A 22,311-nucleotide genomic window follows, 5' to 3' on the forward strand; every position below is an offset into this window, starting at 1 on the left:
CCCATTGGCGCAGCCCGCGAAGCTGTATAGGGGCAGGGGCATGATCGAAGTCCCGTCGCCGCTCCGTCTCCGTCTCGACAGCCACGCCCTCGTCGCCAACTGGCGCTGGCTCGCCGCCCAGAGCGGCGGCGCGGCGTGCGGCGCCGCGATCAAGGCCGACGGCTACAGCCTTGGCGCGCGGGCGGTAATGCAGCATCTCACCGCCGCGGGCTGCCGCGATTTTTTCGTCGCGACCTGGGCCGAGGCCGCCGCACTGATGCCCTTGGCCGAAGGCGTCTCATTGTCGGTGCTGCACGGTGTCGGCGCAAGCGATATGGTGGCGGCGCGCACCCTCGCGGTACGCCCCGTGCTGAACAGCGTCGAACAGGTCGCGCGCTGGCGCGAAGCGGGCGAGGGGCGGCCGTGCGATGTGATGGTCGATACCGGGATGAACCGCCTCGGCCTCAGCGTCGACGAAGCCCTGGGCGGTGCGCTCGACGGGCTTTCGATCGAAACTCTGCTCAGCCACCTCGCGTCGGCCGACGAGGACAGCGACCAGAATGCGCGGCAACTCGCGGCGTTTCAGGCGATCCGGCAGGTCATTCCCGCGCGGCGATACAGCCTCGCCAACAGCGCGGGCATCTGCCTTGGCACCGACTATGCGTTCGAGCTGACGCGCCCCGGCATCGCGCTTTACGGCGGAACGCCGCGCGGCGAAGCGCAGGGCCATATTCGCCAGGTCGCCTTTCCCGAGACGCGCGTGCTGCAGCTGCGCACGGTGCGCAAGGGCGAAACAGTGGGATATGGTGCAACCTGGACCGCACCGCGCGATAGCCGGATCGCGGTTGCCAATATGGGCTACGCCGACGGCTATCTTCGTTGTCACGCCGGGGCAGGTGGCGGTGCGACGTGGCAGGCGCGCGCGCTGCCGCTGATCGGCCGCGTTTCGATGGACCTCATCGCCTTTGACGCGAGCGACGTCGGCGTGGTCGGCGAGGGTGACTGGCTCAGCCTCGACTATGACCTGCCCTCGGCGGCTGCGCGCAGCGGGTTATCGCAATATGAGTTGCTGACGGGGCTCGGTGTGCGGTTCGCGCGGGTGTGGAGCTAGACTCCCGGACGATAAGTCCACGGATCATAACGAGCCTCACGGATCCACCGCGTCGCGATCCACTTGACGCCCCGAGCGACGGGCAGGCCCGCGTGCCGCGATGCCGGATCGGGCGATCCATCGCTTTTGACATTGTCGAAGACGATGACGTCGCCCTGCCGCCCCGCGATTTTCGGGCCATACTCGAACAAAGTTTCGCCGCCTTCATAGCCATGGTTCAGATAGATGATCGCGGTTTTGATCCGCTGATTGTTCGTGCCCGACAGCGCGTCGATATGCATCCGGTATTGTTGCGAGATGTCATAACGCATGACCGACAGCGGTTCGCCCTGTTCGGTGGCGGTGCCGGTGATTGCGGCAAGACGGTGATTGATCGCACGAATGACAAGGCCTTCGTTTGCGGGTCCGATCACGGCCGCCATCGCGGTCCGCACAGGATGTGGGCGGACCGCGCCGGTGGATGGATCGACGATCGCGGACGGTTCCAGCATCGGTCCGGCTACCGCCGCGATGCGCGCGCATTCCTCGGGCGAGAGCAGCGCAGGATAGCGGACGACATGGGGGACGTCGGAAAGCGGTTCGTCGCGCGGGAGCACCGCAGGTCGGCCTTCGCCGTCGAGCGTCATGCGCTCGACCAGCGCAAGCTGCTCAGCGGCGACCGGATCGCCTCGCGCCGCCGTTCTCAACAAGGCTAACGCGCCAGCCCAGTCGGGATGCGCCTGGCCCGATCCGTTTGCGACCAGCGCGACTTCCATCAACGCACCGTCGACATGACCGATTTCGACTGCGCGCCGCAGCCATTCGCGCGCCCGGCACAGGTTTCGGGGCGCGCCATGGCTCCCTGTAAGATCGAGAACCGCCAGCTGCATCAGCGCGTCGACGTCGCGGTCGTCTCCGGCGCGCGCCAACAGCGCGACTCCCTCCTCGACGCGGCCCTGCGCAAAGAACTGGTTTGCTTGTTCGATAGTCGATCCGTCCGGCATGGCCGGATTGTAACGGCCTCGACCACAAAAAAAAGGGGGCCAGATCGCTCCGGCCCCCCACTATTTTCGGTAATCGCCGATTAGAACTTGGCGGTCACGCCGGCGTAGAAGAAGCGTCCACGAACGTCGTAGATGCCGCTGCCTGCGCCGATCCCCGTCAGGCCGAACGGCGGCTTCTTGTTCATGAAGTTGTCGACGCCAAGGTAGAACTGCGAGTTTTCCTTGAAGTCCCAACCAATGCGCGCGTCATGATAGACGACCGACGGATACCACTGGCTATCTGCATAGTCGGCATCCTGCGGCGCACGGCCTTGAACCGAGAAGATATCTTCATACTGGTTCAGGACCATCTTGCCGATGTAGCGCAGCTGGTAACCAACGCTGACCTGGCCCGACTTCACGTTCAGGTCGAACTTGAACTCGTCGCGCGGGTCACCCAGTTCGTACAGCAACCGGTCGGCACGACCAGCATCCGACGGATTGAGGAACGTGTCGTTCTGCAGCACATGCGTGTAGTTCAGCTTGGCGCTGATCGTACCGAAGCCTTCGAAATTGTGCCGATAGGCGATCTCGGTGTCGATGCCGCGAACCTTCAGCGCTGCGTAGTTCAGCGGAATAACCAGCAGCGTGCCATCCAGGATCTGACCCGGATCTTCATCTTCCGGACCCTGACCCGGTCCGGCATGACGATCGAACAGATCGCAGAACTGGTTGTTCAGATCCACCGCATCGTAACAGGCGTTGACGATCTGCTGCGCCGTCGGCGAGGTGATCACATCATCGACCTTGATGCTGTAATAGTCGACAGTGAGCGACAATCCGGGGGCGAAGCTCGGCTGATACACGCCGCCGATCGTCCACGAATTCGACTTTTCCTGCTTCAGGAGTTCGTTGCCGCCGCTCAGGGTTTCGAGCGAATAGGCCGGAAGATCGAAGCCCGCGAAATTGGCACCCAGCTCAGCGCGGCAGTTGGCCTCACGCGTCGCCGACCCGGCACCGATGTTGGCCGGACGGCACGGATCCTGGAAGCCCGGCGCGAAGTTCTGACCAACCGACGAACCGGTCTCGACCAGGTTCGGGGCGCGAACCGAGCGAGCATAGTTCACGCGGAGCCGCAGATCCTCGATCGGCTTCCACTCGGTGCCCACATTATAGGCGAACACCGTACCCGTCGTACCCTTGTAGTCCGCGACGCGGCCAGCGGCGGTAACCGTCAGCTCCCGAACCAGCGGGACGTCGGCGAGCAGCGGCAGGCGAAGTTCGCCGAACAATTCCTTCACTTCGAACGCCGGAGCCGAGAAGGTCGGCAGGGCGTTATAGAAGGTCATGCCGTTTTCGACGAGCGGATCGGCCTGGAACTTCAGCTTTTCACGGCGATATTCACCACCGAAAGCAAAGCCGACCGGGCCGCCCGGGAGTTCGAACCACTGGCTCGAATCGCCGCTCACGAACGCGCTCAGGATGAACTGCGTCTGCTTCGCACGCGAAATCGTGTCCTGCACGATATAGTCGCGCGCGCCGCTCACATCGCCGCGTCCGAACGGATTGAGCGGGACGCAGGCCGCGATATCCGCAGCAAGCTGGGCGTCGGCAAAATCGCCGCCGATGCCGTCGCCGCCACCCGGACGGGGAGCGAACTGCGAGCGGCAGCGGATCGTGTTCGTCACCGGATCGAGGCCGGCGTCCATCGCCAGCAGGAAGCGCTGGACATTGATGTTGCCAAGAACCTTCGTGTCTTCCTTGAACTCGCCGTAGTTGGCCGAAACTTCATACTGCCAATCTTCGTTGAACGTGCCGCGAAGGCCGGCAACCGCACGGAAAGTGCGGCGATCCGAATCTTCGTTGCGAACGCCGAGGTCGGTGAAGTTCTTGCGATACGCGACGCGGAAGGTGCCGGCGGCGATCGCTGCGAGGTTTGCAGCGGTGAGCGCCGTCGGCGTCGTCAGATTGGGGTTCACGCCCGAAGCAAGAATCTGATCCGTGATCAGCGTGCGCATCTGCGGCGTCAGGAACGGGTTGTCGAGACGGATACGCTCGCGGTCGGCGTCGATCGAGCTACCCTGGACGAAGGCCGGACCACTGGAGCGACCCTGTGCGCGCGTCTTGGTGTATTTCACTTCGACGAACGGTTCGAGCGCGTCCGAGATCGTATAGTGAGCAAGCAGATTGGCGCTGTACCGGTTGTAGTTCGGATAGAGAACCATCAGATTCTCTTCGCGGTTGCTCGGGCCATTGCCACCGATGAACGCGCCGTTCGGGCCGAAACCCGCACGCGTGCCGGTCTGCGGCGTCAGCGTGCGCCCGTCGTCGGTCACGAGGAAGTTACAGTTATACGCCTGTTGCGACGATCCCGGGTTGGTGCCGAGGCCGCAGCGCGGGTTTGCGACACGGTTGACGAACGAGAACATGCCGGCGCTCGAGATGGTCGAGCCGCGGATGTCGCGGAAGAAGACGCGGTCGGGATTGCCGTCGCTGCCGTTCGGCGTGCCACCCGGATCCGAGTCGACCTGGACAAAGGCGTCGTTGCGCAGGATATGCGGACGCTGCGCGCCATACACGAGATCCTGATGCGCATATTCGCCGTGCAGCACGACGTTGCCGCGGCCGTCGGCGAAATTCTTGCCGATCATGCCGGCGACGACGTACGAACCGGCATCGCCATATTTGCTGAGGCCGCCCTGCGCACGCAGACGGGCGCCTTCAAAGTCCTTTTTCAGGATGAAGTTGACGACACCCGCGATCGCGTCCGAACCATAAACGGCCGAACTGCCGCCCGTCACGATGTCGACACGCTCGACCAGATCCGAAGGAATGGTGTTCACGTCGACCGACACGCCGCTGGCGAGCGGATCGCCGGCAACATGGCGGCGGCCGTTCACCAGCACGAGCGTGCGCTCGGTGCCGAGGCCGCGAAGGTCGAGAAGGTTCAGGCCGACGGTGCCAAGGAAGCGACCGGCGTTCGACTGGCTGAACGTGCTGCGCAGGGCGGGAAGCTCGTTCAGCACGTCACCGACGGAGATCTGGCCGGTCTCGAAAAACTGCTCACCCGAAATTGCCGTAACGGGAACGGCCGATTCAAGGTTAGGGCTGCGAATGCGCGAGCCAGTGACGACGATCGTTCCTTCGTCCGCCGCTTCCGCCGTATCGTCTGCAGGAGCAACCTCCTGAGCCATCGCGGGCATTGCGCTGAACAAAGCAAGAGTCAGAGCGGAGCCCTGAACTAGCAGGCTAGTCTTCTTCATGATGTAATTCCCCGGTTACCGTTCAGAAAGTGGGAGTGAACGGATTGCGCTCTAGAAAGACAGAAATTTTCGGCGGCACAAGCCTTTGATGTAAAATTTCTGACAGTCTTGAGACTCCGCTTCGGCAGTGTGGCTTTTTCGCAACAGGGTCAGCCGTTCGCCAGCACGGAGCCATTGAAATCAAAGTGCCCGACCGCGAAAGGAACAACCTTGGCGAGCACTGCCAGGCGTCAAAAATGCCAGCAGACTGATTTCCATTGAAACTAAATTACGTTTACCCAATTGGGGCCTGCGCGAGCCGGCACGCGGACCGCCGATTGCGAGGGGCGCTTCGTCGCAATCAGATGCGCCTTTTCGATCGGATGCGATTCGCGGCTCCGTGCCTTATTTCGGCACGAGTAGCGCATGTTGCGATGCATCATAATTTGATGCTAATGTGGGGCTTCGCATGCCCGGGCGGTGCCACTCGTCATATCCCGGAAATACCATGTCCCGATATACAAGGAGCGCAGGTCAAAATGGCGAAGTCCAGGGCGGGGGCGACGGAAGATGACGTCGTCACGATCAAGAAATACGCCAACCGGCGGCTCTACGATACCGAGCGCAGCTGCTACATCACGCTGGAGGATCTGGGCACGATGGTCCGCGACGGCCGCGATTTCCGCGTCGTCGATGCCAAAAGCGGCGACGACATCACGCACAATGTCTTGACGCAAATCATCATGGACGAGGAAACGCGCGGCGAAACGCTGCTCCCGGTCAATTTCCTGCGCCACCTGATCGGCATGTACGGCGACAAGATGCAGTCGATGGTGCCGCAATATCTCGAAGCCTCGATGACCGCGTTCCGCAAGAACCAGCAGGACGTCCGCTCGGCGCTCGAAGGCGCTTTGGGATCGAATCCGCTCGCCGAGCTGACGCGCCGCAATATGGAGATGTTCCAGCAGGCGGCGGGGGCGTTCATGCCAGGCGCCGGCGGCAGCAAGACCAAGGATGCCGAGATCGCTGCGCTCAAGGCCGAAGTCGCCGAACTCAAGGCGGCACTCGCCAAAAAGAATTAATCGGGCCGCCACGGCGCCCCAGCTACGGAAAATACGAAATATCATGGTCAAACATGCGCTCAGCGTAACCCGGCAGGCCGATTTCGCGGCCTGGTATCAGGATGTCATTGCCGAAGCCGATCTTGCCGAGGAATCGGGTGTGCGCGGCTGCATGGTCATCAAGCCGTGGGGCTATGGCATCTGGGAACGCATCCAGACGGTGATGGACGCCGCGATCAAGGATGCCGGGGTCCAGAATTGCTATTTCCCGCTCTTCATTCCTTTGAGCTTCTTTGAGAAGGAAGCCGACCATGTCGATGGTTTTGCGAAAGAAATGGCGGTCGTCACGCACCACCGCCTGATCGCTGATGGCAAGGGCAAGCTCGTCCCCGATCCCGACGCGAAGCTCGAGGAACCGCTGATTGTTCGCCCGACGTCGGAAACGGTGATCGGCAACGCGATGAGCCGCTGGGTGCAGAGCTGGCGCGATCTGCCGCTCAAGGTCAATCAGTGGGCAAACGTCGTGCGCTGGGAAATGCGCACGCGCATGTTCCTGCGCACCAGCGAATTTCTGTGGCAAGAAGGCCATACCGCGCACGCCGACAAGGATGACGCGATGGCCGAGACGCTGCGCGCGCTCGAAATGTACCGCGCCTTTGCTGAGGATGTGCTCGCGATGCCCGTCATCGCCGGCGAAAAGCCCGAAAATGAGCGTTTCCCGGGCGCCGTCGCGACCTATTCGATCGAGGCGATGATGCAGGACGGCAAGGCCCTGCAGGCCGGCACCTCGCATTATCTCGGCACCGGCTTCGCCGAAGCGGCGAACATTCGTTACCAGGACAAGGACGGCGGCCACAGCCTCTGCCACACGACAAGCTGGGGCACGTCGACGCGCATGATCGGCGGGGTCATTATGACGCATGGCGACGACGACGGCCTCCGCTGTCCGCCGCGTATCGCGCCGCACCAGATCGTGATCGTACCGATGCTCCGCGACAATGAGGAGGATCAGGCGATCCTCGACTATTGCCGCGACCTCGAAAGCCAGTTGAAGGCGCTCGACGCCTTCCGCGAACCCGTGCGCGTGCTGCTCGACGCGAGTGCGAACAAGGCGCAGACCAAGCGCTGGGGCTGGGTCAAGAAGGGCGCACCGATCGTCGTCGAAATCGGTCCGCGCGACGTCGCCGGCGGTAATGTCGCGGTGATCCGCCGCGACCGGCTGTACAAGGACGACGGGAAGCTCAATTCGGCGTTCGTCGCCAAGGGCGACTTCGTGGCCGAGGCGGTGGCGACGCTGGAAGATATCCAGTCGAGCCTCCACGCCGAGGCAAGGGAACGCCTGCATGCGAACATCCGCCGGGACGTCACCGACCTGAAGGCGCATTTCGCCGGCGACGACAAATTCGTCGGCTGGGCCGAAGTGCAGTGGTCGCGGCCGAGCGGTGCGGCGCTCGACGACATCGTTGCCCAGCTCAAGGCGCTCAAGCTGACGATGCGCAACACGCCGCTCGATGCGGCGCCGGCAGACGGCGCCTGCTTTTTCACCGGCGAGCCTGCGGTCGAGCGCGTGCTGATCGGGCGCACCTACTGAGCCCGGTCGCCCTTGCACCAGGGGCGCCGCACCTTTAGCCTTCGCGCCGAGGGGCTCGAAGGAGACTGTCGATGCGCTTTTCCCTGTTGATCGCGGCGGCGACGCTGGCCTTCGCCGCGCCTCCCGCCGCGGCCCACCATGGCTGGTCGTCCTATGACGAGACCAAACCGGTCACCCTGACCGCATCCTTCTCCGAATTGTCGTGGGGAAACCCGCATGGCAGCGCGAAAATGCGCTGGCAGGGCAAGGTCTGGGACGTGATATTGGCGCCGGTCGGCCGCATGGAGGCGCGCGGGCTGACGCGCGCGGAGATCGAACCCGGCAAACGCTTTCGCCTGACCGGCTATCTTCGGCGCGACGGCACCGCCGAAATGCGGGTCGAGCGCGTGATGGTCGGCAAGAAGACCGTCGAGCTGCGCTGAGGGAAGCCGCATGGAGCCCGTCCTGACCGCCGCCGCGGCGTGGCTCGATGTGGCCGGCATCGGGCCGTGGTCGCGCGGATCGGCGCTGGTCTATCCCATTGCCAATACGCTGCATCTCCTGGGCCTTGTCATGCTGGTCGGCGGAATCGGCGTCGTTGACCTGCGGATCGTGGGTTTATGGCAGAGGCTGCCGGTGGCGGAACTGTCGCGCGCCCTGACGCCGGTTGCCGTCGCCGGACTGATCCTGATGGCGGCCAGCGGCGTGATCCTGTTCGCCGCCGACGGCGCTGCGCTGGCACGGTCGGCTATTTTCGAACGAAAATTGGCCATCGTCACCGCGGCGCTGGCGAACGCCGTCGCCTTTCGATGGATCTGGAATACGCATATGGCGCGCTGGACGGATGGGGCACCCCACGCAGCACGGGTGATGGCGGGGGTGTCGCTGCTCCTGTGGCTCGCAGCGGGCGCGTCGGGCCGCTGGATCGCCTATGGCTGACAAAGGGCGGACTCAATGAGCGATCGCCCGGCACGGCCGTGAAAATGGTTCGGCGCCTGTCATAAATCTGGTAGAATGCAGCGGCAAGGATCGGGCGATGGACCCGGCCTGCGTCGGGCGCATCCTTAGACTTTTGACAGGGGAAAAGGTCATGAAAAGACAGATTGCTGGATCGACGATCATCGCAGCGATGTTGCTTGGCAGCATTGCGCCGGCCGCGGCCAAGCCGCCCTCGGACATATCCGACCTGCCCGGTTCGCGCGCCGCCGGCGCCGAAACCGCTATGGAATCGCGCGGATATGAAATGACGAAGACCAGCGGCGGCGCGCAATATTGGTGGAACAGCGAGACGAAGACTTGCGTCAGCGTCGTCGTATCCAACGGACGCTACGCCAACGTCGACAAGACCGATTCCAGCAACTGCGGCCATGGTGGAGGTGGCAATGCGGCCGCAGCCGTCGGCGCGATTGCCGCGGTCGGCCTGATCGCGGCGCTCGCCAGCCACAAGAAAAAGCATGGCGATCACGGTGACGGCGACCATGATGGCGATTATGGCCGCGGCTACAATGACGGCCTCTATGGCGGTCAATATGACCGCGACGACAGCGAAGCCTATCACGACGGCTTCATGGCGGGCGAGGCCGAGGCCGCCAATCGCCGTAATGCCAACCGCTCCTATGCGCGCGGCGGCCCCGATGCGGCACGGACCGCGTGCGAACGCCGCGCCGATCAGTATCAGAACGCTCCCTGGGGCAGCAGCGTCGCGGTCAGCCAGCGCACCACGGGCGGCGGCAACTATGAGTTCACAATGGCGACTGGCCATTATCGCTCGACCTGCAAAGCAAGCCCTTCGGGTCAGGTGATCGACATTTCGCCCTATTGATCCGCGTTGGGGGTGACGGGCCGCCCGTTACCCCCTATCCGCAGACAATGGCCCGCAAACAACATCACGGACTGCCTAGTCCTGAGCAGATCCTTCGTTTCATCGAAGAGAGCAAGGACGCGGTCGGCAAGCGCGAGATTGCGAAGCATTTCGCGCTCCACGGCAACGACAAGATCGCGCTCAAGGCGCTGCTCAAGGACATGACCGACGAGGGGCTCGTCGATCTGGCCCCCGGACGCGCGTTCCACAAGCATGGTGGTCTGCCCCGCGTGACAGTGCTGCGCGTCGCCGCGATCGAAGGCAGCAATGTCTGGGCGGTGCCCGAACGCTGGGAGGCCGCAACGCCGGCACCGCGCCTGCGCGTGATCGAGCAGGGTCGCAAGGGCGCGTTCGGCGTCGGCGACCGCATCCTCGCGCGCACCGAGGAACGCGGCAGCGGCCATGTCGCGCACCCGATGAAGCGCTTGGCAGCGAGCGCCGAGATGGTGATCGGCGTCCTTGTCGAAGACACCGGCCCCGGCGGCAAGCCGATGGTCTGGCTGCGTCCCGCCGACAAGCGCGCGCGCTATGACTTTGCCGTCGCCGACAAGGGCGATGCCGATATCGGCGATCTCGTCCGCGCCGAACTCACCGGACGCGGCCCCGCGATCAAGGCAAAGGTCGTCGAGCGCCTCGGCGATCCCTTCGCACCGCGCGCCCTCAGCATGATCGCGATCGCGCGCCACGAAATCCCGCATGTCTTCGGCGCCGAAACGCTCGCCGAGGCCGAGAAGGCGGCGAAGCTACCGCTCACCCCCGAGGGCCGCGAGGATCTGCGCGACCTGCCGATCGTCGCGATCGACCCGATCGACGCGCGCGACCATGACGATGCCGTCTGGGCGATCCCCGATGACGACACGTCCAACAAAGGCGGTTTCCGTGCGATCGTCGCGATCGCCGATGTGAGCTATTATGTCCGCCCCGACGGCGATCTCGACCGCGAAGCACGTCGGCGCGGCAACAGCGTCTATTTTCCCGACCAGGTCGTGCCGATGCTCCCCGAAACCCTCTCGGCGGGCGTCTGCTCGCTGAAGGCGGGGCAGGACCGCGCCGCGATGGCGTGCCATCTTGTCATCGACAAGCATGGCAAGGTGACGTCATGGCGCTTCACGCGCGCCCTTGTCCGGCTCCGCGCCAACATCGCCTATGAGCATGCGCAAGCCGCCTATGACGCCGACGCGCCGCGCGACGAATGGGATGCCGATGTGCTCCCGACGCTCAAGAATCTGTGGGCCTGCTGGACGCTGCTCGCCAAGGCGCGTGCGGCGCGCGCACCGCTCGATCTCGACCTGCCCGAACGCCAGGTCATTCTCGACGAGCAGGGCGGGATCGCCGAAATCCGCGTCCGCGACCGGCTCGATTCGATGCGGCTGATCGAGGACTATATGATCGCGGCGAACGTCGCCGCGGCGAAGGCGCTCGAGGCGAAGAAATCGCCCGTGATGTACCGCATCCACGAGCCGCCGAGCCGCGAAAAGCTCGTGAGCCTCAAGGATTATCTCGAAACCTTCGAACGGAGCTTCGCGCTCGGGCAAGTGATTACGCCCGCGGTCTTCAACCGCCTGATCGACGGTTTTTCCGAGGACGACCGGTTGCCCGAGATCATGCAGGCGATCCTGCGCAGCCAGACGCAGGCCTATTACGGTCCCGCCAACGCGGGCCATTTCGGCCTCGCGCTCGGCAGCTATGCGCATTTCACGTCGCCGATCCGCCGCTACGCCGATCTCGTCGTCCACCGTGCGCTCGTCGATAGCTATAAGCTCGAAGTGCCGGGCAAACCCAAGGATCTGCCCGCGCGCACTGGCCTCGGCGAAGCCGACGCCAAGGGTCTGTCACGCATCGGCGAGACGATCAGCGCGCTCGAACGCCGCGCGATGGAGGCCGAGCGCGAAACCGTCGACCGCTATGTCGCCGCCTACCTATCGACCAAAAAGGGCGAGATCGTCGCGGCGCGGATCACCGGCGTGCAACCCTTCGGCTTCTTCGCGACCGTCGACGGGCTGGGCGGCGACGGGCTGGTGCCGGTCTCGACGCTCGGCAGCGAGCGCTTCTTCTACGACGAAGCCGCGCGCAGCCTCGACAGCGAACATGGCCGCGTCAGCTTCACGACGGGCCAGCGACTCGACCTGAAGCTGATGGACGCCAACCCGATCAGCGGCGCGCTGCGCTTCGAACTTCCCGACGCGCCCGAGGGCGGTTTCCGCAATCGCCCGCCACGCCGCGACGGCGTGAAGGGGAAGGGAGCAGGGAAGGATAAGGCCGGCAAGCATATGGTCGGCAAGCGCGGCCGGCCGGCGAATATCAAGCACAAGGGCAAGCGGCGCTAAATCTCTAACTTCGTCATTCCCACGAAAGCGGGAAGGCGGGCGTTACTGACTTCCAGATGCTAGCGCATTGCCATCACGTAGGCGTCTCGTTCTATTTCAGGTAGCGTCGAGATATAGCCAGCTTCCGCAGCCTCGCCGAAGTTCCGCAATGAAATCAGATCGCCATTCTCAAATTTGCCGCATATATACTGGATAATGCGGCCATCATCCCCAACCAGTTTCAGCTCCGCACCTTTTCGATTGAAAAGATCCCAACCTCGACCCGGAAGCTGAACTCGCAGGCCATATCGAGCCAGCCCAGACGCGATTGTTCCCAAAAAATATCGCTCGATATGCTGTTCGCCCGCTGGCTGAAGCGTGATGCCATTTCCTGCGCGCGTGAACCGGAACGACGTTTCCGTCCCAAGACGTTCCACCTCACGATAGCGTATCGCCATAAACAACGGCCAGTCGAAGAGCACCAAGCAATGACGTTGAGCCGTCGAAAGCTCAGGCCAAGGCTTGGCATTGGTTGCCCGAAAAATTGCCTCATGCGACATCGGGAGCCGGTCGATAATCTTTTGTATAACCAATGCTAAGCAGACCAATAAGCAGAACAAGCCCCATGCAGCAGGAGCGGACCCGCCCGCCACATTCTGAGCAATTAGGTACAATCCCGTTGCGACCACCAACAAGCAAACGGTCGACAGGCTAATCTGGTATCGCGACATGGCGCCCACTTTTTCTCCATCGACGGGTGGTCGCGCACTTCCGGTGTGGCGGCAGCCGGATGAAACCGGCCTTTCGAGTGAACTGCAGTTTGGGTGTGCTTAGTTCCGCAGGCGATCGATCGCCTGTGCCAGCGCGACATACAGCTTGCCGATATCCGACGAGAGCAAGGTCACGCTGATCGCCGAGCCGTCGCGCGCGCCGATGAGCACGCGCAGCATCGCTTCGAAATCGTGGATGAACTGGTTCACCGCTGCGTGGAAGCCATCGTCGGCCTGATAGATGCGCAGGATTTCCTTGGCCTCGCTATTGTCGATCAGCTTGACCGCGCGCCGCGCGAACACGCCGCGATCGCCCTTGAGGTACGCGTCCCATGCGATGTCGCTGACTTCGCTCGACAGGATCTTGGTGACGTCGATCGCGGTCGATTTCAGCGACTCGGTCAGCAGACCGACCTGTTTCGCGAGCGAGTCGCGGTCCGACGCCGCGATCGCCTGTTCGGCTTCGCTGACGCGCTGCTCGACGCTCGCACTGGTGTCCATGATCGTGATCAGCTGGCGCATCAACCGGTCGGCGGCGCCGTTGGCGGCGGCAACCGCGCGCGCCGAGGCATCCTCGATCGCGGTCAGTTGTGCCATGATCTCGTTCTTGAACGCGGCGTCGATCGCGTCGGTCGCGGTCGCCTGCATCGTCTCGCGCGCGCTCGACACCAGCTTTTCGAGCGTCAGTCGCGCTTCGTCGGCCGCCGAATCGGCGGTGGCGCGAACCTCGCCGAGCGTCGCAATCATGCGCGCGCCGCCCTGTTCGGCGAAGTCGTCGGCGCCCTCGCGCAGCTTGGCGAGCGCCGTCTCGGCGTCGGCGAGCGAGCCGTTGATGCGGTCGACGAGCGCCTGCTGGCTGGTCGCATGACCCACCATCTGTTCCTCGTTCGCTTTGAGCGTCGCCTGCACGGCGTTGACGTGCGACGCCGTCGATTGCGCGACGAGTTCCGACGCATCGAGGATCGGGCGGAGCTGCGACAGCGCCGTCTGCGTCGTCTTGCCGTGCGAGGTGATCCGGTCGAGCGCGTGCGGCAGCGTTTCGTCGAGTTCGCGCGTCACGGCATCGAGCGCGAGAAGCAGCGATTCGGCATGGGTGATGAGTTGATGCGCCGAGGCGTTGCCGCTCTGCACTTCCTGAATGAAGGCGACGAGCTGCGCCTTGGTGTCGTCGATCGAACGGCCGATGACCCCGGTGCTGGCGCTGACGCTGACATCGAGGATTTCAAGCTGCTTGCCGACTTCGGCGACATGCGCGGTGATGCGTGAGGCGAGTGCGTCGCTCGCGTCGGCATGCGCCGCGAGCTGCGCGCCCATAGCATTTCCGGCGTCGCGGGCGAGGCCGAGCTTCGCATCCATGAGAGCGCCGGCGTCGTCGACGCCTTCGCGAAACTGCCGCCAGCTTTGATCCATCTGGCCCGTCATCGCCGTGACGGTCGAGGCCATTTCAGCGCGTGCCGAGGCGGCCACATTCGTCATTTGCGTTAGCGCCGCACCTTGCACGTCGGCGACCCGGGCCGACGCGGCGAGCAGATCCGATTCGGTTTCCTTCGTCTGCTCCTGCAGCGCGACGATCGCCTCGAGCATGGTCGCGGTCGTTTCGGTTCCGGTCTGCGCCGCCTTCGCCGCTTCCTCGCCGAGCGCCGCGAGCCGGGCTTCGAGGTTGGCGCCCTGCTGGTGCGCGACGAGTCCCGCCTCGCGGAAATTGACCGCGAGCCGCTGCGCGACGTCGTCGATCCGTGGTAAGCCCGCGAGCAGCCCATCCATCCGCTGCAGCGCGACATCGCCTGAGCGCGCGAGCTGGTCGTGCGCATTGGCGATGACCGAGGCGTTGCTGGCGAGCTTGTCGCTGCTTTCGCCCAGCCGCAACACGGTGTCGAGCCCGAGCTGCTGGACGATCTTCGCCTGATCGCCGAGCTGCTTTTGGGCATCGGCAAGATGCAGGCCGAGCGAATGCATCGACTGGTTGAGCGCCATATTCTCTTCGCGAAGCGCGGCCGCGACCCGGGCGAAACGCGCCTGTTCGGACCGGCCCGATCGGAGCAAGGCCATCCACAGCACCACCAGCAGCGTCAATGGCATCGCGATCGTCGCGACGAGCGACGGCCAGGCGGAGAGGGCCGGGCTGCGTGCAAAGCCGCCCGTCGCGACGGAAAGCGCAAACCCCGTCCAGCCGATCGCCAGAAGGATAAGCAGTGCCGGTGCACCGCGTTCGCGCCAGGCCGGCGCAGCGCGTGGCGCTTCGTCGATATCCCCGGCGTCATCGAGCGAGGACATGTCGAGCCAATTCCGTTCGGTGGGCGCCTCGATTTCGGGCGAGAGCGCGGGTTCGGACGCCGTCACTTCTGCCGGTTCCGCGCTGTCCGCTTCCGGGTTCGCCGCGGAATTCCGCCACAAACCGACAATTTTCTTTTCCCCCGTCATCCTGCCATCTTAGCAGCAAATGGCCGCCATGAAACGGAAACTTAACTACAAGCTGCCAATCCTGTGGAATGTCTTTCGACAGCGGCCCTCTTGACCGATATCTCAGCGCCGCTTTCGGCGATGACCCCGCTATGGCGATGGATTTGCGCACCGCCTTCACGGGCAGCGCGCGCGACCTGTCCGATCTGATGCGCCGATCGCGCTGCGATGCGAACTGGGAAATGGCGGCAATCCGCCTGAAAGGGCTCGCCGCGACCTTTGGCATCATCCCGCTGATCCAGCTCGCCGAAGCGGCGATCGAGGGCGCGCCGGGCGACCCCGCCGTGCTGCGCCGGATCAACCTGGCAATCGACGCGATCGCCTGACCGCCGGCCCTGACGCTGCGCGGCCCGGACCGGCAGACCGGGTTCAATTTCGGTTCAGCCGCTTTTCTCCATTGAAATATCGATACTGCCTGTCTTGCCTTGGCAACGCGACGGGTTTAGCCGCGTTAACGACGCGCGGCCGAACCTGTGTGCGCCAAAGGTGCATGCTTGGGCGAAGGCGGCCGAGTTCTAAGGAGAGATTTCGATGTTCAACCGTTTCCGCTCGATGCCCGCAACGGCGATAGCCGCTGTGCTGGGCTGCGCGCTGATGGCGACTGCGACCCCGGCTGCCGCGCAGAAGAAAGAAAAGCCGAAGAAGGAAGAAGCGGCGAAGGGCAAGGGCCTGTCGGCGAGCAAGGGGTTCGGCCCCGCACTCAAAAAAATGACCGACGCGACCACCGCAAAGGACGCCGCGGCGTTGCAGGCGGCGCTGACCGAAGGGCAGGGGACCGCCACTGCGCCCGACGATAAATATCTCCTCGGCTTCTACCAGCTTCAGCTCGGCATCTTGAACAAGGACCAGGCGGTTCAGGGACAGGCGCTCGACGCGATGCTCGATTCGGGGCTGACCCCGCCGGAAAATCTCGCGGTTTACAGCTTCTTCTCAGGCAATTTCGCTTATGCGGCGAAGGATTATCCGAAGGCGATCAAGCGCCTCGAAGCCGCGCGCGCCGCAGGATCGACCGAAGCCAATGTGCCCGTACTGTTGATGGACAGCTATCTCAGCTCGGGTCAGGTCGATCAGGGCATCGCGACCGCTAAGGCCGCGATCGAAGCAAGCCGTGCGGCGGGCCAGCGTCCGTCGGACGAACTTTATGTTCGGCCGATCAGGGCTCTGCAGGCCGCAAAGCGCAACGATGAGATGCTCGGCCTGATGACCTTGCGCCTGCGCGACTATAGTCTGCCGCAGGTCTGGCGTCAGACCTTGTTTTCGGTGTTGCAGGCCGGCCCGGCTACCGGGACGCCGAAAGAACAGGAATCCGTCACACTCGACGTCATGCGCCTGATGCGCGCGGCGGGCGCGATGACGGAACGCCTCGAATATGACGAGTATAGCGCGCTTGCGGCCAGCGACGGCCTGCCGGGCGAAGCCGTCGCCGTTATCCAGGAAGGCGAGCGGAAGAAGGTTTTCCCGGGCACCGACGCGAAGCTGGCGGCCCGACGCGATGACCAGAAGGCGCGCGCCGGCAACGAGGCATCGACCATCGTGGCCTATTCCAAGCAGCCTTCGACGCTGACCAACCCCAAGACGGCGGGGGCCACGGCCGACGCGCTGGTCGGCTATGGTCATTATGCCGATGCGATTCCGCTCTATCAGGCGGCAGCAAAGGGCGCAGCGGACAAGGACATGTGGACGTATCGCCTCGGCGTTGCCCAGGCACTGTCGGGCGACAAGGCAGCCGCCAAGGCCAGCTTCGGCCAGGTAGCTGGCCCCCGCAAGCGGCTGGCCGACCTGTGGGTGGTCAAGTTGGATGCACCCGCGGCGGCTCCCGCTGCGGCGGCCACCCCGGCGGCTCCCGCGACGAACTGATCGCGCGCTTCGCACAGCACAAAAGAAAAGGGCGCCATCCGGTCAGGATGGCGCCCTTTTCTTATGGCCGACCGGCAATCTCAGGGTTCGACGGGAATTCCCGCCAGCTGTTTCGCGGTGCGAATCGTCAGCGACGTTTTGACGCTGGTGACATTGGGCGCCGACGTCAGGTGCGCGGTCAGGAACGACTGGAAGCTCTGCAGGTCGCGCGCGACGACCTTCAGCAAAAAGTCGATCTCGCCGTTCAGCATATAGCATTCGCGCACCTCGGCGAGCCCGCCGACATAGTCCTCGAACGCCTTCAGGTCGGACTCGGCCTGGCTGCGCAGGCTGACCATCGCAAAGACGGTAATTCCATAGCCGAGCTTCGATGCATCGAGGTCGGCGTGATAGGACCGGATGACCCCCGATTCCTCGAGCGCCCGGACTCGGCGGAGGCATGGCGGCGCCGTCAGCCCCACCATCTGTGCCAGTTCGACATTCGTCATCCGCCCGTTTTTTTGCAGCTCGCCCAATATCTGCAAATCAATCTGATCGAATTTCTGACTAGCCATCGTTGAAACATCCGCTTTCCAAAACTGCGGCGACCATAATATTATTTCAGGCGATTGCAATTGTCCCACAATGCGACGTGGACGGTTAAGGCACTTTCATGGCCGGATGATTCACGCTAGCCGGTAAGCATATGCTAACCAACGACCAGGGCTGTGGGGCTGATTTCGCGTGACTGCTGACTCGATGATTGCGACCATCTTGCGCCAGGCGCCTGCGGATCGCCGGGCGAGCATCACTGCCTGGCGGCAACTTACCGATATTCTGGCGCAGCGCGGCAATCAACTTTCCGATGACGATATTCGCCGCAGCCTGCACGCGCTCGCCGTGCTCAGGCCGCGCGTTCCCGAATCCGTACGCCGCGACTGTGCGCGCGCCGTCGCGCGCCATGGCCGCTTCGCACCGCTGGTCGCGCTTTACGCCAACGATGTTCCCGCGGTGTCGGCGACCATGCTGCGCGATGCGCGGCTCGCCGAAGCTGACTGGCTAGCCCTCTTGCCGGCAACGAGCGCGATGGCGAGGTCGGTGCTGGCGGGCCGTTCCGACCTGCCCAGAGGTGTCTATCGCGCGCTCGCCAGTCTTGGCTGTGCGTCGGTGGCTTTGCCCCAGCCCGAAGCCGTGGTGCAGGAGGAGCCTGCGCCGTCAACGGACGCGGCGCCCGTACCGGCAACCGCGACCGAGAGCCATCCGAGCCAGATCAGCGAGCTCGTCCGCCGTATCGACAAATATCAGTCCACGCGCGCCCAGCCCGCCCAATCGCGGGCGCCGCGCGCGGCATTCCTGTTCGAAACGGGCCCCGACGGCGTGGTCCATTGGGTCGAGGGCGTAACGCGCGGCGCGGTGATCGGCCTGTCGATCGCCGAGGCGGCCTATGGCGGTGAGCCCGGCACCGATGGCGTTGCGGCCGGCGCCTTTCGCCAGCGCGCCGAGATCATCAACGCGCGAATGCTGCTGGAGGGGGCGCCGGCGGAGGCGGGCGAGTGGCGTTTTTCGGCGCTGCCCTGGTTCGACCCGGCGACGGGGCAGTTCCGCGGCTACCGCGCGAGTGCGCGCCGCCCGCACCGCAATGAAATACCCTATGGGCGGCCGACGGCCGAAGATTCGGGCGATTCGATCCGTCAGCTCATCCACGAGCTTCGCAGCCCGCTGAATGCCATTTCGGGTTTTGCGCAGATTATTTCGGGGCAGATGTTCGGACCCGTCAGCCACGGTTATCGGGGGATGGCCGAAACGATCGTCGCCGATGCGGCGTCGGTGCAATCGATCATCGACGATCTGGAAACCGCGGCACGCAGCAGCTCGGCGGGCACCGGCGCCCCGTCGGAAGAGGTCGTCGACATCGGCGCGGTGGTGGCGCAGGTCGAAAGCGAACTTGCGGCACTGCTCGCCGACCAGCGCGTCGATCTCAGCATATCGCGGGTCGGAGGGCCGTTCCGTGGGCTTGCCAGCGACGCCGATGTCCGGCGGATGGTCGGCCGCCTGCTGACCGCGCTGGTCGATGTGTCCGAACCGGGGGCAATTTTAGTCGGGCAATTGGTGACCGAGTCGCGGCACGACGACATGCTTCAGCTGCGCATCGTCCGCCCCGCGGCGATCCGTTTTGCCACGGCCGCCGAGCTGCTCGACCCGGGCTTCAGTCCCGAAGGCGAAGCGCCCGGCGCCGCGGTGCTCAGCCTCGGTTTCTCACTCCGCCTCGTCGACAGCCTCGCGCGCGCCGGCGGCGGACGCCTCGATATCGGGCATAACGCCTTGACCTTGCACCTGCCCTCCGCCAACTCAAAGGCCGAAGTCGAGCTGGAAGCCCAGCAAGGCGAATAGGCCGGTCCGTCGGCTTTCGGGGCAAAGGGGAGCATGGTGCAGCCTGCGGGCAATTTCTTTGCGTATCCGGCCGCATCGGACTTGATCGAGCTGGAAGCGGACGAACGGCCGCGCTTTTGGGTCACGATCGATACCGAAGAGGATTTCGACTGGGCGGCGCCCTTTTCGCGCACGGGTTACCGCCTCGCATCGGTCCCCGCGCTTGCCGAATGCCAAAGCTATTTCGAGCGCGCCGCGGTTCGACCCATCTATCTGGTCGACTGGCCGATCGTCGCCGACGACCGCGCGGTCGAAATTCTCGGCGCCGCGCGGGATGGCGGCCGATGCGAAGTCGGGGCGCAGCTCCATCCCTGGGTGACCCCGCCGCACGACGAGGATGTGAGCGAGCGCAACAGCTACACCGGAAACCTGCCGGCCGATTTGCAGCGCGCGAAGATGATGGCGCTGCGCGATGCGATCCGCGACCGTTTCGGCATTGCACCGATCGTCTATCGCGCCGGGCGATATGGTCTGGGCCCCGATAGCGCCGCGATGCTCGCCGAACTGGGCGTCCGCTGCGACACGTCGGTTCGCAGCGGCTTCGATTATCGCGCCGGGTACGGCCCCGACTATCGCGAGGCGCCGCTGCATCCGTGGTGGGTTCGTACCGGGCAGGGCGCCGTGCTTGAGATGCCGGTCACCACCGTCTTTGGTGGCTTGTTCGGGGCGGCGGGGCGCCGCGTCTATCACCGCGTTGCACGAAACGGCACGCACGCCGGCGCCGCGCTCGCGCGTCTGAGGCTTGTCGAACGGATCGCGCTGACGCCCGAAGGAATTCCCGCCGAACGGGCGTGCAAGGCGATCGATATCGCGATCGCGGCGCGTCTGCCGGTGCTCAACTTTTCGTTCCACTCGCCGTCGCTGCAGCCGGGTAACACGCCCTATGTCCGCAGCATTGCGGATCTCGACCTCTTCTATCGCTGGTGGGACATCGTGCTCGACCACCTGGCGCGTCGCGGCGTGGAGGCGACGACCGCCGCCGAAATATTGGCGATGGCCGAACGGAAGGCGCTGACAAAGCCCGCATCCTGATCGTTCACGCTTGCCAATGCGGCGCGGCCTCCGCTATCGCCCGCACACCCCCACCGGGTTGAAAAGGGGGCCTGTAGCTCAACGGTTAGAGCTGGCCGCTCATAACGGCTAGGTTGCGGGTTCGAGTCCTGCCGGGCCCACCATTTCCCTCAAGTTTCCCTTGCAAATCGAAACCGATACCTCTCCATTGCGCGGGCAGAAGGAGAGGGACATGGGGAAGCGGCGGACGATTTTGCTCGGCGGTCTTGCGATCGTTGCGGTGGTTGCGGGGACGGTGGCGGTACGGACCGCGACCTTTGCGCCCAAGGACATCGCGGACGGCAGCGCTATCCGGCTCGCCGCCGTGCCGGCCTATGATCTCGATGCCGCCGTCGGGCATCTGAGCGCCGCGGCACAGATCAAGACGATTTCGCATCAGGACCCGGCCGAGAATGACATTGCCGAATGGGACCGGCTACACAGCTGGCTCGCGGCGACTTATCCGGCGACCCACCGCGTCATGGCCCGCACGATCCTGCCGAACCGGACGCTCGTCTATCATTGGCCGGGCAGCGACGCGTCGCTCGCGCCGATCATCGTCATGGCGCATCAGGATGTCGTGCCGGTCACCGAGGGGACCGAGGGCGACTGGAAATATCCGCCCTTCGCCGGGACGATCGCCGAAAAGGCGGTGTGGGGCCGCGGCACGGTCGACGACAAGGGCTCGCTCATTGGCCTGTTCGAGGCGATCGAGGCGCTGGCGGCGCAAGGCTTCCAGCCCAGGCGCGGCATCTACCTCGTGTCGGGGCATGACGAGGAAGCGGGCGGATCGGGCGCTGTCGCAGCCGCCGCCAAGCTGAAGGCCGAGGGCGTGCGCGCGCTCTACACGCTCGACGAGGGCAGCGTCGTGCTGCGCGACACGCCGGTGATCGACGGGCCCGCCATCCTGATCGGCGTCGCCGAAAAAGGCTATGCGACGCTCAAGGTCACCGCCAACGCACCCGGCGGGCACAGCTCGATGCCGCCCGCCGAAACCGGCGTGACGACGCTGGCGCGCGCCGTGCTTGCGATCACCGAAAACCCGTTCCCGATTGAGATGCGCGGCCCGGGCGCCGCGATGGTCGAGGCGCTCGCTGCGCACAAGGGCGGCACGACGAAGCTGGCGGTCGCGAACCAGTGGCTGCTTGGTTCGGTGCTGAACAAGCAGCTTTCGGCGTCGCCCTCCTCGGCGGCCGCTTTCCACACGACGATAGCACCGACGATGCTGCAGGGGAGCCCCAAGGAGAATGTCCTGCCGCAATCGGCCAGTGCGTTGATCAATTATCGGATCGCGCCATGGAACAGCTCGGCCGATGTGATGGCGCGCGCCAAGGCGGCGGTCGGCGATGCGCCGGTCGAACTCAGCTGGGTGAAGCCGCCGAACGAGCCGTCGCGCGTGTCGTCGACCAGCTCGCAGGGCTGGAAATACGTCGTAGCGGCGGCGCGTGCCGATGCACCCGATGCCATCGTCGCGCCTTTCCTGGTCGTCGGTGCGACCGACAGCCGCAGCATGGGGCCGATTTCAGAGGATGTGTATCGCTTCATGCCGATGCATTTCACGCTCAAGGAAACCGCGATGATCCACGGCACCAACGAGCATATGACGATCGACAGCTTCAAGCGGATGATCGATTTTTACGCGCGTTTGATTGCGACGTCGGCCGGGTAAGATT

The 22,311-nt window shown here is 64.4% G+C and carries 17 protein-coding genes and 1 tRNA gene; 13 read left to right on the top strand and 5 right to left on the bottom strand.

Going from position 1 to position 22,311, the window contains the following annotated elements:
- The first annotated feature begins 40 nt into the window (after positions 1 to 40).
- Positions 41 to 1,090, top strand: a complete 1,050-nt coding sequence (gene alr / locus V8J55_RS13660; protein ID WP_336446177.1) for an alanine racemase — start codon at positions 41 to 43, stop codon at positions 1,088 to 1,090.
- Here alr and V8J55_RS13665 read toward each other — a convergent pair.
- Both V8J55_RS13665 and V8J55_RS13670 read right to left on the bottom strand, forming a co-directional pair.
- Entirely contained in the window at positions 1,087 to 1,998 is a 912-nt protein-coding gene (locus tag V8J55_RS13665) for a 2OG-Fe(II) oxygenase (RefSeq protein WP_336446178.1), read from the bottom strand. The two genes, alr and V8J55_RS13665, sit on opposite strands and share 4 nt — an antisense overlap.
- 155 nt (positions 1,999 to 2,153) lie before the next feature.
- The gene (locus V8J55_RS13670) at positions 2,154 to 5,315 is read right to left on the bottom strand and encodes a TonB-dependent receptor domain-containing protein (RefSeq protein WP_336446179.1); all 3,162 of its coding nucleotides are present in this window, start codon (positions 5,313 to 5,315) and stop codon (positions 2,154 to 2,156) included.
- A 518-nt stretch (positions 5,316 to 5,833) separates the two neighbouring features.
- Here V8J55_RS13670 and phaR point away from each other — a divergent pair.
- The 6 genes from phaR to V8J55_RS13700 all read left to right on the top strand — a co-directional run bounded on the left by phaR (position 5,834) and on the right by V8J55_RS13700 (position 12,113).
- A complete protein-coding gene (gene phaR, locus V8J55_RS13675) occupies positions 5,834 to 6,376 on the top strand; it encodes a polyhydroxyalkanoate synthesis repressor PhaR (protein WP_336446180.1) in 543 nt (180 codons plus the stop codon).
- 43 nt (positions 6,377 to 6,419) lie between these two features.
- A complete protein-coding gene (gene proS / locus V8J55_RS13680) occupies positions 6,420 to 7,946 on the top strand; it encodes a proline--tRNA ligase (RefSeq protein ID WP_336446181.1) in 1,527 nt (508 codons plus the stop codon).
- Between the two features lie 71 nt (positions 7,947 to 8,017).
- Entirely contained in the window at positions 8,018 to 8,368 is a 351-nt protein-coding gene (locus V8J55_RS13685; RefSeq protein ID WP_336446182.1) for a DUF6152 family protein, read from the top strand.
- Positions 8,369 to 8,378: 10 nt separating this feature from the next.
- Positions 8,379 to 8,864: a hypothetical protein gene (locus V8J55_RS13690; protein ID WP_336446183.1), complete on the top strand. Its 486-nt coding sequence runs from the start codon at positions 8,379 to 8,381 to the stop codon at positions 8,862 to 8,864.
- 151 nt (positions 8,865 to 9,015) lie between these two features.
- The gene (locus V8J55_RS13695) at positions 9,016 to 9,747 is read left to right on the top strand and encodes a hypothetical protein (protein ID WP_336446184.1); all 732 of its coding nucleotides are present in this window, start codon (positions 9,016 to 9,018) and stop codon (positions 9,745 to 9,747) included.
- Between the two features lie 47 nt (positions 9,748 to 9,794).
- Complete coding sequence (locus tag V8J55_RS13700; RefSeq protein WP_336446185.1) at positions 9,795 to 12,113, top strand: ribonuclease R family protein; 2,319 nt, start codon at positions 9,795 to 9,797, stop codon at positions 12,111 to 12,113.
- 59 nt (positions 12,114 to 12,172) lie between these two features.
- Here V8J55_RS13700 and V8J55_RS13705 read toward each other — a convergent pair whose 3' ends face one another.
- Both V8J55_RS13705 and V8J55_RS13710 read right to left on the bottom strand, forming a co-directional pair.
- On the bottom strand, positions 12,173 to 12,832 hold the full coding sequence (locus tag V8J55_RS13705; RefSeq protein WP_336446186.1) for a hypothetical protein: 660 nt from the start codon (positions 12,830 to 12,832) through the stop codon (positions 12,173 to 12,175).
- A 90-nt stretch (positions 12,833 to 12,922) separates the two neighbouring features.
- The gene (locus tag V8J55_RS13710; RefSeq protein WP_336446187.1) at positions 12,923 to 15,202 is read right to left on the bottom strand and encodes a hypothetical protein; all 2,280 of its coding nucleotides are present in this window, start codon (positions 15,200 to 15,202) and stop codon (positions 12,923 to 12,925) included.
- A gap of 149 nt (positions 15,203 to 15,351) precedes the next feature.
- Between V8J55_RS13710 and V8J55_RS13715 the strand changes: the two genes are divergently transcribed.
- Both V8J55_RS13715 and V8J55_RS13720 read left to right on the top strand, forming a co-directional pair.
- A complete protein-coding gene (locus V8J55_RS13715) occupies positions 15,352 to 15,648 on the top strand; it encodes an Hpt domain-containing protein (RefSeq protein WP_137888017.1) in 297 nt (98 codons plus the stop codon).
- A 205-nt stretch (positions 15,649 to 15,853) separates the two neighbouring features.
- Positions 15,854 to 17,179, top strand: a complete 1,326-nt coding sequence (locus V8J55_RS13720; protein WP_336446188.1) for a tetratricopeptide repeat protein — start codon at positions 15,854 to 15,856, stop codon at positions 17,177 to 17,179.
- 80 nt (positions 17,180 to 17,259) lie between these two features.
- Here the strand turns inward: V8J55_RS13720 and V8J55_RS13725 are convergent, their stop codons facing one another.
- On the bottom strand, positions 17,260 to 17,733 hold the full coding sequence (locus tag V8J55_RS13725) for an Lrp/AsnC family transcriptional regulator (RefSeq protein ID WP_037510868.1): 474 nt from the start codon (positions 17,731 to 17,733) through the stop codon (positions 17,260 to 17,262).
- A gap of 169 nt (positions 17,734 to 17,902) precedes the next feature.
- On the opposite strand from V8J55_RS13725, the gene V8J55_RS13730 reads away from it, so the two are divergent.
- The 4 genes from V8J55_RS13730 to V8J55_RS13745 all read left to right on the top strand — a co-directional run bounded on the left by V8J55_RS13730 (position 17,903) and on the right by V8J55_RS13745 (position 22,307).
- Positions 17,903 to 19,549: a histidine kinase dimerization/phospho-acceptor domain-containing protein gene (locus tag V8J55_RS13730; RefSeq protein WP_336446189.1), complete on the top strand. Its 1,647-nt coding sequence runs from the start codon at positions 17,903 to 17,905 to the stop codon at positions 19,547 to 19,549.
- Positions 19,550 to 19,582: 33 nt separating this feature from the next.
- The gene (locus V8J55_RS13735; protein ID WP_336446190.1) at positions 19,583 to 20,620 is read left to right on the top strand and encodes a polysaccharide deacetylase family protein; all 1,038 of its coding nucleotides are present in this window, start codon (positions 19,583 to 19,585) and stop codon (positions 20,618 to 20,620) included.
- A gap of 67 nt (positions 20,621 to 20,687) precedes the next feature.
- Positions 20,688 to 20,763 (top strand) — tRNA-Ile (locus V8J55_RS13740).
- Between the two features lie 68 nt (positions 20,764 to 20,831).
- Positions 20,832 to 22,307 (top strand): M20 family peptidase, encoded by a 1,476-nt coding sequence (locus tag V8J55_RS13745; protein WP_336446191.1) that lies wholly within the window; start codon positions 20,832 to 20,834, stop codon positions 22,305 to 22,307.
- Positions 22,308 to 22,311: the final 4 nt, after the last annotated feature.

Source organism: Sphingopyxis sp. CCNWLW2 (assembly GCF_037095755.1).
Taxonomy (GTDB): domain Bacteria; phylum Pseudomonadota; class Alphaproteobacteria; order Sphingomonadales; family Sphingomonadaceae; genus Sphingopyxis.

Coding starts and splice junctions, on each gene's coding strand:
- V8J55_RS13745 (WP_336446191.1), top strand. CDS start 20,832: ATGGGGAAGCGGCGGACGATTTTGCTCGGCGGTCTTGCGATCGTTGCG.
- V8J55_RS13735 (WP_336446190.1), top strand. CDS start 19,583: ATGGTGCAGCCTGCGGGCAATTTCTTTGCGTATCCGGCCGCATCGGAC.
- V8J55_RS13695 (WP_336446184.1), top strand. CDS start 9,016: ATGAAAAGACAGATTGCTGGATCGACGATCATCGCAGCGATGTTGCTT.
- V8J55_RS13690 (WP_336446183.1), top strand. CDS start 8,379: ATGGAGCCCGTCCTGACCGCCGCCGCGGCGTGGCTCGATGTGGCCGGC.
- alr (WP_336446177.1), top strand. CDS start 41: ATGATCGAAGTCCCGTCGCCGCTCCGTCTCCGTCTCGACAGCCACGCC.
- V8J55_RS13720 (WP_336446188.1), top strand. CDS start 15,854: ATGTTCAACCGTTTCCGCTCGATGCCCGCAACGGCGATAGCCGCTGTG.
- proS (WP_336446181.1), top strand. CDS start 6,420: ATGGTCAAACATGCGCTCAGCGTAACCCGGCAGGCCGATTTCGCGGCC.
- V8J55_RS13725 (WP_037510868.1), bottom strand. CDS start 17,733: ATGGCTAGTCAGAAATTCGATCAGATTGATTTGCAGATATTGGGCGAG.
- phaR (WP_336446180.1), top strand. CDS start 5,834: ATGGCGAAGTCCAGGGCGGGGGCGACGGAAGATGACGTCGTCACGATC.
- V8J55_RS13685 (WP_336446182.1), top strand. CDS start 8,018: ATGCGCTTTTCCCTGTTGATCGCGGCGGCGACGCTGGCCTTCGCCGCG.
- V8J55_RS13700 (WP_336446185.1), top strand. CDS start 9,795: ATGGCCCGCAAACAACATCACGGACTGCCTAGTCCTGAGCAGATCCTT.
- V8J55_RS13715 (WP_137888017.1), top strand. CDS start 15,352: ATGTCTTTCGACAGCGGCCCTCTTGACCGATATCTCAGCGCCGCTTTC.
- V8J55_RS13670 (WP_336446179.1), bottom strand. CDS start 5,315: ATGAAGAAGACTAGCCTGCTAGTTCAGGGCTCCGCTCTGACTCTTGCT.